The organism is Micromonospora maritima (assembly GCF_902825405.1).
Lineage (GTDB): Bacteria > Actinomycetota > Actinomycetes > Mycobacteriales > Micromonosporaceae > Micromonospora > Micromonospora maritima.
The window spans coordinates 1-12,212 of the sequence record NZ_CADEAU010000135.1 but is presented as its reverse complement, the minus strand read 5'-3'; the positions used below and the strand labels follow the sequence as shown (position 1 = coordinate 12,212).

Below are 12,212 nucleotides of genomic sequence, written 5' to 3'. Positions count from 1 at the left end.
GGCTCGCCGCGCTGCCCGCCGACGAGGCCCGCGCCGAGGTCGACCTGCTGGTCCGGAGCCTCGTCGCCCAGGTCCTCGGCCACGGCGGCGCGGACGCGGTGCCGGCCGACCGGGCGTTCCAGGAGCTGGGCTTCGACTCGCTGACCGCGGTGGACCTGCGCAACCGGGTCAACGCCGCGACCGGGCTGCGGCTGCCGTCCACCCTGGTCTTCGACCACCCGAACCCGGCCGCGCTGGCCGCGCACGTGTACGAGCAGCTCGGCGGCGCCACCGCCACCCGGGCCGGCGCGGCGGCGGTCACCGGCGTCGACGAGCCGATCGCGATCGTCGGAATGGCCTGCCGCTACCCGGGCGGGATCGACAGCCCCGACGACCTGTGGGAGCTGCTGGCCGCCGGGCGCGACGGCATCGGCGAGTTCCCCGCCGACCGGGGCTGGGACCTCGACACCCTGTTCCACAGCGACCCGGACCACCCCGGCACCTCGTACGCCCGGCACGGCGGCTTCCTCGCCGGCGCCGGCGACTTCGACAGCGGCTTCTTCGGCATCAGCCCGCGCGAGGCCCTGGCCATGGACCCGCAGCAGCGGCTGCTGCTGGAGGCCTCCTGGGAGAGCTTCGAGTCCGCGGGCGTGGACCCGGCGACCCTGCGCGGCTCCCGCACCGGCGTGTTCGCCGGCCTGATGTACCACGACTACGCGGCCGGGGTGCGCGACCTGCCCGACGGCGTGGAGGGCTACCTGGGCACCGGCACCTCCGGCAGCGTGGTGTCCGGCCGGGTCGCGTACGCGTTCGGGCTGGAGGGTCCGGCGGTCACCGTGGACACCGCCTGCTCGTCGTCGCTCGTCGCGCTGCACCTGGCGGCGCAGGCGCTGCGGTCGGGGGAGTGTGACCTGGCGCTGGCCGGCGGCGTGACCGTGATGGCGAACCCGGGCACGTTCATCGAGTTCTCCCGCCAGCGCGGGCTCGCGGCCGACGGGCGGTGCAAGTCGTTCGCCGCCGCCGCCGACGGCACCGGCTGGGCCGAGGGCGTCGGCGTGCTGCTCGTGCAGCGGCTCTCCGACGCCCGCCGCGACGGCCGGCGGATCCTGGCCGTGGTGGCCGGCACCGCCGTCAACTCCGACGGCGCGTCCAACGGGCTCACCGCGCCGAACGGTCCCTCGCAGCAGCGGGTGATCCGGCAGGCCCTGGCCAACGCGCGGCTGGGCACCGCCGACGTGGACGTGGTGGAGGCGCACGGCACCGGCACCACGCTCGGCGACCCGATCGAGGCGCAGGCGCTGCTGGCCACGTACGGGCAGGACCGTGCGGCGGACCGGCCGCTGCTGCTCGGCTCGGTCAAGTCGAACCTCGGCCACACCCAGGCCGCCGCCGGCGTCGCCGGCATCATCAAGATGATCCTCGCCATGCGGCACGGCGTCGCCCCGGCGACCCTGCACGTGGACGCGCCGTCCCCGCACATCGACTGGAGCGCCGGCGCGGTCGAGCTGCGGTGGCTGCACCGCGCCGGCCGCCCGTTCGGCGAGCCGCTGGTCGAGGCGTTGCGGGCGCTGGAGTTCCCGCCCGGCCGGGTGCATGCGTTCGTGCACGGTGAGGCCGGGGCGGTGAAGGAGCTGCGCCGGCTGCTGCGGGTCGAGCGTGGCGTGCCCCGGGGCGACCTGTCCATCTCCGGCTACTGGCGGCGCGGCATGGACGACGAGGGCTGGCGCTCCACCAAGCAGGCCTGGAACGCCGAGGTCGAGGCCGAGGAAGCCGCCACCGTCGCCTGACCCTGCTCGGGGGGCGGACCTGGGGGTTTTCGGCCCGGCCGGGGCCTCGGTCCGCTCAGGATGGGGCCATGGCGGAACAGGTGAGGGAGCGGCCCGCGACGCAACCGGCCGACCGGGTGGTGCTCGGGCTCGGGGTGGCCGGCGTGCTGGCCGTGGTGCTCTGGGGTGTGTTCGCCCGTGGCTCGCTGGCCCGTTTCGGCGCGGCCGGTTTGAGCTGGACGATCGACACCTTCGGTTGGTTCTTCGTGGTCGCCGCCGACGCGTTCCTGGTGCTGGCCGTGGTCGTCGCCGCTTCCCGGTTCGGTCGGATCCGCCTCGGGGCCGACGACGAGGAGCCGGAGTTCAACGGGCTGGCCTGGATCGCCATGATGTTCAGCGCCGGCATGGGCATCGGCCTGGTCTTCTTCGCCGTCGCCGAGCCGATCCAGCACTACGCCGCACCACCGCCCGCGTCCGGCGTCGAACCGCAGACCGGCGCCGCCGCGGCCACGGCCATGCAGTACACGCTGTTCCACTGGACGCTGCACCCGTGGGGCATCTACGCGATCGCGGCGCTCGCGCTGGCGTACTCGACGTTCCGCAAGGGGCGGGGCAACCGGATCTCGTCGGCGTTCGCGCCGCTGCTGGGGGCGCGTACGGACGGCGTGCTCGGCCGGGCGATCGACCTGCTGGCTGTCTTCGCCACCGTGTTCGGTTCGGCGACCAGCCTGGGGCTGGGGGCGCTCCAGGTGGCGGCCGGTCTGGACCTGGTGGCCGGCGTGGCGGACAGCCGCACCGTCGAGTTGGTGATCATCGGCGCGCTGACGCTGGCCTTCGTCGTCTCCGCGTTCTCCGGCCTGCACCGCGGCGTGAAGTGGCTGTCCACCACGAACGTGCTGATCGCGGTCCTGCTGATGCTGTTCGTCTTCGTCGTCGGGCCGACCGTCTACACCCTGGAGGTGCTGCCGGCCGCGGTCGGTGACTACCTGAGCGGCCTGGTGCGGATGTCGACCCGCACCGGCGCGTTCTCCGACCCGGCCTGGCTGGGCTCGTGGACCATCTTCTACTGGGCGTGGTGGATCTCCTGGGCGCCGTTCGTCGGCACCTTCATCGCCCGCATCTCGCGCGGCCGTACGGTGCGGCAGTTCCTGATCGGGGTGCTGCTGGTGCCCAGCGGAGCGAGCGCGGTCTGGTTCGCGGTGCTGGGCGGGACCGCCCTGCGCACCCAGGCCACCGGTACCCGGGACCTCGTGGCCGACGTGGACGCCGGGTCCGAGCAGGCGCTGTTCGGGCTGCTGGACGCGCTGCCGCTGGCCACGGTGACAAGTGTGCTCGCCATGCTGCTGATCGCGCTCTACTTCGTCACCAGCGCCGACTCGGCCTCCCTGGTGCTCGGCTCGTTGAGTTCGCGGGGGGCGCTGCGGCCGCACCGGGGGGTGGTGGTGCTCTGGGGGGTGCTCATCGGCGCGGTCGCCGCCGCGTTGCTGCTGGCCGGCGGCCTGGCCGCGTTGCAGCAGGCCACGATCCTGGTCGCGTTGCCGTTCGTGGTGGTGATGCTGGCCCTGGCGGTGGCGATGGTCCGGGAGATGGCCGCCGATCCGGTCCTGCGCGCGGGCACCCGGCCGCGCCGGTCCGGCCTGGCCGCCGCGGTCCGCGCCGCCCGGTCGTACGAGGAGGAGGATCCGCCGCCGGTGACGCGGTGGCTGCACCGCCCGCACCGCTGAGCGGGTGTACCTCAAATTGTAGTAGCAGTGCTACATTCCGGGGCATGACTGCGGTCGAACTCCCGGGGGCCGTCGCGGCACCCCGACCTCCCGACGAGGATCTCGCCCTCGACGTCCGCGACCTGCGCATGCGCTACGGCACGGTCGACGTGCTGCACGGCGTCGACCTCATCGCCCGGCGGGGCGAGGTGGTCGCCCTGCTCGGACCGAACGGCGCCGGCAAGACCACCACCATCGAGATCCTGGAGGGCTTCCGGCTGCCCTCGGCCGGCACGGTCCGGGTGCTCGGTGTCGACCCCGCGCACGGCGACGAGCGGTGGCGCGCCCGGCTCGGCGTGGTGCTCCAGTCCTGGCGTGACCACGGCAAGTGGCGGGTGCGGGACCTGCTGGCCCACCTCGGCGACTTCTACGCGCCCTACGCCACCGACCGGTTCCCGCGGCCGTGGCCGGTCGACGAGCTGCTGGCGACCGTGGGGCTGACCGCGCACGCCGGCAGCCGGGTGGCCCGGCTCTCCGGCGGGCAGCGCCGCCGCCTGGACGTGGCGGTCGGCATCGTGGGCCGCCCGGAGCTGTTGTTCCTGGACGAGCCGACGGTCGGCTTCGACCCGGCGGCCCGGCGCGAGTTCCACGAGCTGGTGCACCGCCTCGCCGACCTGGACGAGACCACCATCGTGCTGACCACCCACGACCTGGCCGAGGCGGAGAAGCTGGCCGACCGCATCCTCATCCTGGCCGGTGGCCGGATCATCGCCGACGGCTCGCCGGACCAGCTGGCCCGGCGCGTCGGCGGGGACGCCGAGGTCCGCTGGACCCGCGACGGGGAGCGCTACGTGCACGCCACCGCCGACGCCACCGCCTTCCTGCGCGACCTGCTCCGGGAGCACGGCGACCGGGTGCGGGAGCTGGAGGTGCGCCGGGCCAGCCTGGAGGACGCGTACCTGACGCTGGTGCACGAGGAGGAGACCGGGATCCGCACCGGCCGGGCCGAGCGGGTGTGGCAGCAGGAGGAGACCCGATGAACCCCACCACCACCGCACTGCGCGCCGGGCTGCGGCGCGGCCTGATCGAGCTGCGCACCACGTTCACCAACGGCCAGGACCTGTGGAACTACTTCTTCCCGACCGCGGTCCTGCTGGTCGCCATGTTCTTCATGCGCGGCTCGACCGTGCCCGGCACCGACTTCTCGCTCGGCGCCCGGACGCTGCCCAGCGCCCTCGGCATGGGCCTGGTCTTCGGTGGCCTGCTCGGGCTGGCCCAGCAGCTCATCGTCGACCGGGAGGACGGCACGCTGCTGCGCGCCAAGGCGATCCCGAACGGGATGCTCGGCTACCTGGTCGGCAAGCTCGTGCTGATCTCGGCGATCTCGCTGATCGGGCTCGTCATCCAGCTCGTACCCGGGCTGTTCTTCCTGGACGGGCTGCGGCTCGGCGACCCCGGCGCGTGGCTGACCCTGGCCTGGGTGGTGCCGCTCGGGCTGGTGGCCACGCTGCCGCTCGGCGCGGTGATCGGCTCGCTGATCGAGAACCCGCGCAACATGGGCCTGGTGGTCCTGCCGATCTTCGGCCTGATCGCGCTGTCGGGCATCTTCTACCCGATCAACGGGCTGCCCGGCTGGCTCCAGGGCGTCGCCCAGGTCTTCCCGCTCTACTGGCTAGGCTTGGGCATGCGCTCGGCGCTGCTCCCGGCCGACCTGGCGGCGGTCGAGCTGGGCGGCTCCTGGCGCCACCTGGAGACGCTCGGCGTGCTCGGCGCCTGGGCGGTGCTCGGGCTCGTGTTGGCCCCGGTGGTGCTGCGCCGGATGGCCCGCCGGGAGTCCGGCTCGCGGGTCGCGGCCCGGCGGGAGCGGGCCATGCAGCGGGTCGGATGAGAGGGCGTCGATGAGCGAGACCGTGCACAACCGGATCGCGGTGCTGCGCGCCGAACGGGGCATCTCCCGGCGCCAGCTCGCCGACGCGCTCGGTGTGCACTACCAGACCGTCGGTTACCTGGAGCGGGGTGAGTTCCGGCCCAGCCTGCACCTGGCGCTGCGCATCGCCGCCTACTTCGAGGTGCCGGTCGAGGTGGTCTTCTCGATCGAGCCGTTCCCCCGCATCGGCGACACCACGGCCGCCCGCTCGGCCTGAGCCGGTCGGGCGGGCGGCGTCCGCCACACGCCCGTCCCCCCGGCCACCGGATCGTCGGTCCGGCAGGGCAGGATGTACGCCGAGGAGGTGGCGGCCATGGCGGGGCGGATCCGGGACGAGGACATCGCGCTGGTCCGCGAGCGCACCGCCATCGCGGACGTCATCTCCGAGGTGGTGACGCTCAAGTCGGCCGGCGGCGGCAACCTCAAGGGGCTCTGCCCGTTCCACGACGAGAAGAGCCCCTCGTTCAACGTCTCGCCCGCCCGCAACGTGTTCTACTGCTTCGGCTGCGGGGTCGGCGGCGACGCGATCAAGTTCCTGATGGACGCCGAGCACTTGAGCTTCGTCGAGTCCGTCGAGCGGCTGGCCGCCCGCGCCGGCATCCAGCTGCGTTACGTCGAGGACGACAGGTCAGCCCCGCGCGCCCGCCCGCAGCAGGGGCAGCGGCAGCGCCTGGTGGCCGCGCACGCCGCCGCCGTCGAGTTCTACCGGGCCCAGCTCACCACCGCCGGCGCCCGCCCGGCCCGGGAGTTCCTCGCCGGGCGCGGCTTCGACCGGGCCGCCGCCGAGCGCTACGGCTGCGGCTTCGCCCCCGACGGGTGGGACCTGCTCACCAGGCACCTGCGCCAGCAGGGCTTCACCCACGACGAGCTGGTCACCGCCGGCCTGTCCCGCCCGGCCCGCTCCGGCTCGCTGATCGACAGGTTCCGCCGCCGGCTGATGTGGCCGATCCGGGACATCACCGGCGACGTGATCGGCTTCGGCGCCCGCAAGCTCTTCGACGACGACGACGGCCCGAAATACCTCAACACCCCCGAGACGCCGATCTACAAGAAGTCGCACGTGCTCTACGGCATCGACCAGGCCAAGCGGGAGATCGCCAAGCAGGGCAAGGTGGTGGTGGTCGAGGGCTACACCGACGTGATGGCCTGCCACCTCGCCGACGTGCCGACCGCGGTGGCCACGTGCGGCACGGCGTTCGGCGGTGACCACATCTCGGTGCTGCGCCGGGTGCTGTTCGACAGCGACGAGCGGGCCGGCGAGATCATCTTCACGTTCGACGGCGACGCGGCCGGGCAGAAGGCGGCGCTGCGCGCCTTCGAGGACGACCAGCGCTTCGTCGGGCGGACGTTCATCGCGGTCAGCCCCGACAACATGGACCCGTGCGAGCTGCGCCTGGCCAAGGGCGACCTGGCCGTCCGCGACCTGGTGGCGCGCCGCGAGCCGCTCGTCGACTTCGCGCTCCGGCACATGATCAACCGATTCGACCTCGACACCGTCGACGGCCGGGTCGAGGCGATGCGCCGGGCCGCGCCGCTGGTCGCGAATATCAAGGACCGGGAGAAGCGCCCGGAATACGTCCGCAAGCTCGCCGGTGACCTCGGCATGGAGATCGAGCCGGTGCAGCGCGCGGTGCTGGCCGCCGCGCACGGGCAGCCCGCCGCCGGCACGCCAACGTCCGCGCCGACCCGGCGGGGGCCGGCCGTTCCGAGCGTGGACAGCCCACGCTCCATGGTGGAGCGGGAGGCGCTGAAGCTGGCGCTCCAGGAGCCGGTGCTGGCCGGCCCGATGTTCGACGCGGTCGAGGCCGCCGACTACCAGCACCCGGTGCACGTGGCGGTGCGCGCCGCCGTCGCCGCCGCCGGCGGGGCGTCCGGCGCCACCGGCGGTGCGGTCTGGATCGAGCAGGTCCGCGACGCCTGTGACGACCTGGCCGCCCAGGCGCTCGTCGGCGAGCTGGCGGTCGAGCCGCTGCGCATCGACGGCGAGCCCGACCCGAGGTACGTGTCGGTCACCATGGCCCGGCTCCAGTGGAGTTCGGTCACCGGCCGGATCCGTGACCTGAAGTCGAAGATCCAGCGGATCAACCCGGTCAGCAACAAGGACGAATACTTCGCCCTGTTCGGGGAGCTGCTCTCGCTCGAACAACACGCGCGGGCGCTGCGCGAGCAGGCCGCCGGAGGACTGTGATGGGTCTGTTCAACCGCCGCCCGAAGCTCCCTCCGGCCGATCGGCCGCCGCTGGCCGCCGACGAGCGGGTACTGGCCTGGGCCGCCGCCGGCAACGGCGAGGGCGACGGTGTGCTCGTCGCCAGCAACCGAGGGCTCTGGCTGCCCGGCCGCGCCCAACGGCTCGGCTGGCACGACATCCTCAAGGTGGTCTGGTCCGGCCGGGAGCTGACCGTCACACCGGCCGAGACGGTGGGCGAGCGCGACGGCGGTTACCTGGTCGTCGCCGACCTCCCGGCCGAGACCTACCTGCTTGTCGACCCGGGTGACCTGCCGCACCAGGTGCGGACCCGGGTCACCGGCTCGGTCGCGTACACCGCGCACCACCCGGTGCCCGGCGGCGCCGGCCGGGTCGCCGCCCGGAGGGTGCCCGGCGTCGACGGGCTGACCTGGACGGTCCGCTACGACCCGGGCACGCCGGCCGACGACGAGGCGGTGGTCGCCGAGACCGACCGGCTGGTCGCCGCGGCCCGGGCCACCGCCACGCCCGCCGACGTCTAGGCGCCCGGGCCGTCCAGCGCCGGTCGCCGGTCCTCCGGCACCGCCGCCCCGCGTCGTGCCGTCAACTCGCGGGCGGCCAAGACCGCGACGGCGAGCGAGACGAGGTACGCGGCGAACGGAATGGCCAGGAACCCGCGGGCCGGCGGGCCCCAGTGCCACATCAGGGCACCGGTGACGGTGGTGGTCGCCAGGTTCAGGACGACGTAGAAGCGGGCCAGCCCCTGCCCCCACCGGTATGCCCACGCCCGGTCGCCGCGCAGCCCTCCACAGACGACACCTGTCACGACGGCGAGCAGGAACGACGCGATGATGTCGCCGAGCCAGACCGCCGTGCCGACGGGGTGCTCGAGCACCTCGTAGAGCAGCAGGTCGCCCGGCCCGAGGAGGGGCGCGAGATTCAGGGTGGTGAACAGCCACAGGGTGCCGCGGAACAGCACCGAGCCGACCAGGCCGATCGCCAGCCAGGTGCCGGCCCGTCCGGTGTGGAGCATGCCCGGATTATGCGCCGTCCATCGCCCTGACGGGGGGCGCTGCCGGGGCGGCCGCGTCGACCGGTGACGGTGTGACGCCCCGGCGTCCGCAGGACCCGGTCAGGCCGCGGTGGAGAGGCGGACCGGCACCTGCATCTCGGTCACCCACCGGTCCGGGTCGTCCATCGGGCAGTCCAGGTAGATCTCGCGGGCGAAGCCCGGTTCGATCACCCGGTGGCCGTTGTCGTCGATCCAGTTGGCGATCTTCTGGCCGGTCCGGAACGCCTCCGACATCGGGCCGTGGTGCAGTGCGGTCGCCGCGTCGGCGACGGGCGGGAGGGTGACCACCTCGAAGCCGTCGGCGGGGTCCACCTCGGCGTCCCCGATCGGGAACGCCGCGTGCACCCGGATCGTCTCGTCGCCCGGCCCGGACGGCGCCGGCTCGTACCAGGCGATCGGCGCGGCCGTGACCGGCACCCCGTGTCGCTCCAGCAACTCCGTCAGTCGCGGATAGAGCGGAGAGAGGTTCTCCGTGATCGACGTCGGGTGGTCGTAGCCGGCGGCGGTGGCGGACAGCTGCGCCACCCGGATCGCCGGGATGCTCTTCAGGACGACGTCTCCGGTGTCCATGTGTCCCTCGCTCTCGATCATGCGGAGTCGCGCGTCGACCTGGGCCAGGCGGGCGGTGTCCTGCCGCATGCGCGTGGCCAGTTCGGCCCGGCGCAGCCGCAGCATGCCGCGCAGCTCGGCGGCGCCCACCTTCTCGTCGATCAGTGTCTGCACCTGCTGGAGGCTGAAGCCCAGGTCCTTGAGGGCGGTCACCCGGTTGAGCAGGCGCAGCTGCGCGGCGGTGTAGAAGCGGTAGCCGCTGTGCGGATCGACGTGGGCGGGACGCAACAGGCCGATGGCGTCGTAGTGGCGCAGCATGCGCACCGACACCCGGCCCAGGCCGGCGAACTCTCCGATACTGAACATGGTCCTCCCAGCTTCGGCCCTGACACCGTGTGAGGGTCAAGCACGCCGGTCCCCGGTAATCACGCTTGACAGGCTCAGGCCGGCTGCGGCACTGTCGCCGTCGACCACGCGTTCGGCGTGGGCGCTACGCATGAGGGACTGACGCCTGTGATCCGGGTAGGCCGAGCGGCCGCCTGACGACGACGCGACACGCGACCGGTGCAGGTCGCGCGGCGTGGTGCGTGGTCGGGTGGTCCCACGCTGCTTCCGTCCATCGCAGCTCCACTCCTTCAGCGAGGCCCACAGTGAACATGGATGCCCGCATCCAACAGTCCGTCGTCGCCAACCTGCGCAACCGACCCGCGCCCATCGAGGTGGGGCCGTTCGTGATCGGGACGGATCCGACGACGTCCAGCCCTCACATCAACTACGCGACGCCGCGCCCCGGTGCCACCGTCACCGCCGGCGACGTCGCCGCCCTGGTCGCGGCCTTCCGCGCGGCCGGTCGCACACCCCGACTGGAGTACGTCACCAGTTGTGCCCCCGGCCTGGAGGCGCTCCTGACCGGTGCCGGTTTCGTCGTGGAGGCCCGGCACACCTACCTGCTCTGTGTGCCGGGCACCCTGCGGACACCACCCGCGCCCGACCACGTCCGGTTGCGCGTGCCGACCACCGACACCGAGCGCGCCGCGACTGTCGGCGCGCAGAACGAGGCGTTCGGCGGGGACCCGGTGGCATCCGGGGCCGACGTGGCTCGGGTCCTGCGTCAGCAGGACGCCGGTGGTGTGGTCGTGATGGCGGTGACCGACGACGGCACCTGCGCGGGAGGTGGCGGGGCGGCACCGCCCGTCGGCGGGGTGAGCGAGGTCGCCGGCATCGCCGTCCGTACGCCGTACCGCCGCCAGGGGCTGGCGGGCGCGATCACCGCCGACGTCACCCGGCGGCTGTTCGACGTCGGCGTCGAGGTCGCCTGGCTGGAGGCGTCCGGAGAGGACTCCTGGCGGGTGTACGAGCGCGTCGGCTACCGGCCCGCGGGTCGACGGCTCTACATCGCCCTGAGCTGAGGTGACAGGAGGACCCGGGCCGCGGTCCACGACCGCGGCCCGGGTCGTCGGCCGGTGGGTGCGCTGGCCGGGTCACGCATGTTCAGCCGTCGTCGCGGTAGAACCGCGCCGCCCCCGGATGCAGCGGGATCGGGTCGGTCAGCGCCGCGCTCGACCGGGTGAAGTTCGCCGCCTCCGGGTGCACCTGGACCAGCTCGCCCTGCCAGGTGAAGAGCACCCGGGTCAGGTCGTACGCGAGCTGGTCCGGCATGTCCGCGGCCACCAGGATCACGTTCGCCACCGTGATGGTCGGCGTCGGCTCCGGCGTGCCGTAGACCTCCTTCGGCAGCGTGGCGGTGGTGTAGACCGAGCCGTAGCGGGCCCCCAACGGCTCGATCAGTTCGGTCAGCGGCAGCAGCCGGAACGTGCCGGGCGCGGCGGAGAGCAGGTCCTTGACGCCGGGGGTGGGCAGCCCGCCGGAGAAGAACATGGCGTCCAGCGTGTTCGCTCGCATTCGTTTCACGGTCTCCGGCAGGGACAGGTTCACCCGCTTGATGTCCCGGTCCGGGTTGATGCCGCCGGCGGTGAGCAGGCGACCGGCGATGATGTCGGTGCCCGACTTCGGCGAGCCGGTGGAGATCCGCTTGCCGCGCAGGTCCGCGAAACTGCGGATCTTGCCGTCGGCCCGGACGATCACGTGGGTGTAGTTGCTGTAGACCCGGGCCAGCGCCCGCACCGGCTGCGGTTGCCTGTCGAACGCGCCCCGCCCGTTGACCGCGTCCGCGGCGGTGTCCGCCAGGCTGAACGCGATCTCCATGTCGCCACCTGCCACCCGGGTGATGTTCTCCACCGACGCACCGGTCGGCTCCGCCCGCGCCTCGTAGCCGGGCAGGTGGCGGGTGATCAGGTCGGCGTACCCGCCGCCGAGCTGGTAGTAGACGCCTGTGGTGTTGCCGGTGGCCAGGAAGATCCGCCCGCCGTGCCATGCCGGCGTCTCGGCGTTCCCGCCGCAGCCGACCAGGAGCGCGACCGCCAGCAGGGCGGCCACCAGCCGCCGCGGGCGGCCGGTCACCGGCGGGCCGCCGGTTCCAGCGCCTCCGCCACCCGCTGCACCAGCGTCGCCGTCTCGTAGCCGATCTGGCCCAGGTCGCAGCCGGGCGCGGCGAGCACGCCGAGCAACGCCCGCTCGCCGACGGCCATCACCAGCATCACCCCGCCGTCCATGTCCACGATCTGCTGGCGGACCCGGCCGGCGGACATCAGCCGGGCCGCCCCGACGGTCAGACTCGCCAGGCCGCTGATCACGGCGGCGAGCTGGTCGACCTGGTCGGCGGAGAGATCGGGCGAGGCGGCGAGCCGCAGGCCGTCCTCGGAGACCGCGAGCGCGTGCGAGACGTCCGGCACCTGCTCGGCGAAGTTCGCCAGCAGCCAGTCGAGTCCGGCGGTAACGGGTGTGGTCATGGCGTTCTCCCGGTGGGTGTGGTGTTCGGGGCACGGCGCGTCGCGCTGGCCACCCCCTCGGCGAGGGCGGACAGCCGGGCGCGTACCACCTCGGGGTCGAGCAGGTCCGCCGCGGGCGGCGGCCCGCTGGTGTCGGGCAACGGGGCGGGCAGCTGCCCGCCCCGGGTCCGGCGCGGCAGGCC

Annotated in this window: 13 protein-coding genes; 8 read left to right on the top strand and 5 right to left on the bottom strand. The window is 73.6% G+C overall.

The genetic code is table 11. The annotated features are described in order from the left end of the window. The 7 genes from HUW36_RS14850 to HUW36_RS14820 all read left to right on the top strand — a co-directional run. Positions 1-1,766, top strand: a 1,766-nt coding sequence (locus HUW36_RS14850; protein WP_174528703.1) for a beta-ketoacyl synthase N-terminal-like domain-containing protein, incomplete at its 5' end; no start/stop codon positions are given. Between the two features lie 68 nt (positions 1,767-1,834). Then, positions 1,835-3,469 carry a BCCT family transporter gene (locus tag HUW36_RS14845; RefSeq protein WP_174528702.1) on the top strand — a complete coding sequence of 545 codons (1,635 nt, stop codon included), beginning with the start codon at positions 1,835-1,837 and terminating at the stop codon, positions 3,467-3,469. Between the two features lie 44 nt (positions 3,470-3,513). Further along, positions 3,514-4,488: an ABC transporter ATP-binding protein gene (locus HUW36_RS14840; RefSeq protein WP_174528701.1), complete on the top strand. Its 975-nt coding sequence runs from the start codon at positions 3,514-3,516 to the stop codon at positions 4,486-4,488. Further along, a complete protein-coding gene (locus tag HUW36_RS14835; protein WP_174528700.1) occupies positions 4,485-5,336 on the top strand; it encodes an ABC transporter permease in 852 nt (283 codons plus the stop codon). The genes HUW36_RS14840 and HUW36_RS14835 overlap by 4 nt, the downstream gene beginning before the upstream one ends. A 10-nt stretch (positions 5,337-5,346) precedes the next feature. Further along, on the top strand, positions 5,347-5,592 hold the full coding sequence (locus HUW36_RS14830; protein WP_174528699.1) for a helix-turn-helix transcriptional regulator: 246 nt from the start codon (positions 5,347-5,349) through the stop codon (positions 5,590-5,592). A gap of 72 nt (positions 5,593-5,664) precedes the next feature. Beyond that, a complete protein-coding gene (gene dnaG / locus HUW36_RS14825) occupies positions 5,665-7,563 on the top strand; it encodes a DNA primase (RefSeq protein ID WP_174528698.1) in 1,899 nt (632 codons plus the stop codon). Further along, positions 7,563-8,102, top strand: a complete 540-nt coding sequence (locus tag HUW36_RS14820; RefSeq protein WP_174528697.1) for a hypothetical protein — start codon at positions 7,563-7,565, stop codon at positions 8,100-8,102. The genes dnaG and HUW36_RS14820 overlap by 1 nt, the downstream gene beginning before the upstream one ends. On the opposite strand, the gene HUW36_RS14815 is transcribed toward HUW36_RS14820, so the two are convergent. Together HUW36_RS14815 and HUW36_RS14810 are read right to left on the bottom strand one after the other, a co-directional pair. Then, positions 8,099-8,593, bottom strand: coding sequence for a hypothetical protein (locus tag HUW36_RS14815; protein ID WP_174528696.1), 495 nt, complete (start codon positions 8,591-8,593; stop codon positions 8,099-8,101). The genes HUW36_RS14820 and HUW36_RS14815 overlap by 4 nt on opposite strands. A gap of 99 nt (positions 8,594-8,692) precedes the next feature. Continuing rightward, on the bottom strand, positions 8,693-9,547 hold the full coding sequence (locus tag HUW36_RS14810; RefSeq protein ID WP_174528695.1) for a MerR family transcriptional regulator: 855 nt from the start codon (positions 9,545-9,547) through the stop codon (positions 8,693-8,695). 290 nt (positions 9,548-9,837) lie between these two features. Between HUW36_RS14810 and HUW36_RS14805 the strand changes: the two genes are divergently transcribed. Then, positions 9,838-10,590, top strand: a complete 753-nt coding sequence (locus HUW36_RS14805; protein ID WP_174528694.1) for a GNAT family N-acetyltransferase — start codon at positions 9,838-9,840, stop codon at positions 10,588-10,590. 82 nt (positions 10,591-10,672) lie between these two features. Here the strand turns inward: HUW36_RS14805 and HUW36_RS14800 are convergent, their stop codons facing one another. The 3 genes from HUW36_RS14800 to HUW36_RS14790 all read right to left on the bottom strand — a co-directional run. Next, entirely contained in the window at positions 10,673-11,641 is a 969-nt protein-coding gene (locus HUW36_RS14800) for a TAXI family TRAP transporter solute-binding subunit (protein ID WP_174528693.1), read from the bottom strand. Continuing rightward, complete coding sequence (locus HUW36_RS14795) at positions 11,638-12,030, bottom strand: roadblock/LC7 domain-containing protein (protein ID WP_091572222.1); 393 nt, start codon at positions 12,028-12,030, stop codon at positions 11,638-11,640. Before HUW36_RS14795 ends, HUW36_RS14800 begins: the two co-directional genes overlap by 4 nt. Continuing rightward, on the bottom strand, positions 12,027-12,212 hold a 186-nt coding region (locus HUW36_RS14790; RefSeq protein WP_174528692.1), incomplete at its 5' end, for a hypothetical protein. The genes HUW36_RS14795 and HUW36_RS14790, both read right to left, overlap by 4 nt.

Excerpts from the sequence above, each read along its gene's own strand:
- HUW36_RS14845 (WP_174528702.1), top strand. The coding sequence starts at position 1,835 with ATGGCGGAACAGGTGAGGGAGCGGCCCGCGACGCAACCGGCCGACCGG.
- HUW36_RS14810 (WP_174528695.1), bottom strand. The coding sequence starts at position 9,547 with ATGTTCAGTATCGGAGAGTTCGCCGGCCTGGGCCGGGTGTCGGTGCGC.
- HUW36_RS14830 (WP_174528699.1), top strand. The coding sequence starts at position 5,347 with ATGAGCGAGACCGTGCACAACCGGATCGCGGTGCTGCGCGCCGAACGG.
- HUW36_RS14805 (WP_174528694.1), top strand. The coding sequence starts at position 9,838 with ATGGATGCCCGCATCCAACAGTCCGTCGTCGCCAACCTGCGCAACCGA.
- HUW36_RS14795 (WP_091572222.1), bottom strand. The coding sequence starts at position 12,030 with ATGACCACACCCGTTACCGCCGGACTCGACTGGCTGCTGGCGAACTTC.
- dnaG (WP_174528698.1), top strand. The coding sequence starts at position 5,665 with ATGTACGCCGAGGAGGTGGCGGCCATGGCGGGGCGGATCCGGGACGAG.
- HUW36_RS14815 (WP_174528696.1), bottom strand. The coding sequence starts at position 8,593 with ATGCTCCACACCGGACGGGCCGGCACCTGGCTGGCGATCGGCCTGGTC.
- HUW36_RS14820 (WP_174528697.1), top strand. The coding sequence starts at position 7,563 with ATGGGTCTGTTCAACCGCCGCCCGAAGCTCCCTCCGGCCGATCGGCCG.
- HUW36_RS14835 (WP_174528700.1), top strand. The coding sequence starts at position 4,485 with ATGAACCCCACCACCACCGCACTGCGCGCCGGGCTGCGGCGCGGCCTG.
- HUW36_RS14840 (WP_174528701.1), top strand. The coding sequence starts at position 3,514 with ATGACTGCGGTCGAACTCCCGGGGGCCGTCGCGGCACCCCGACCTCCC.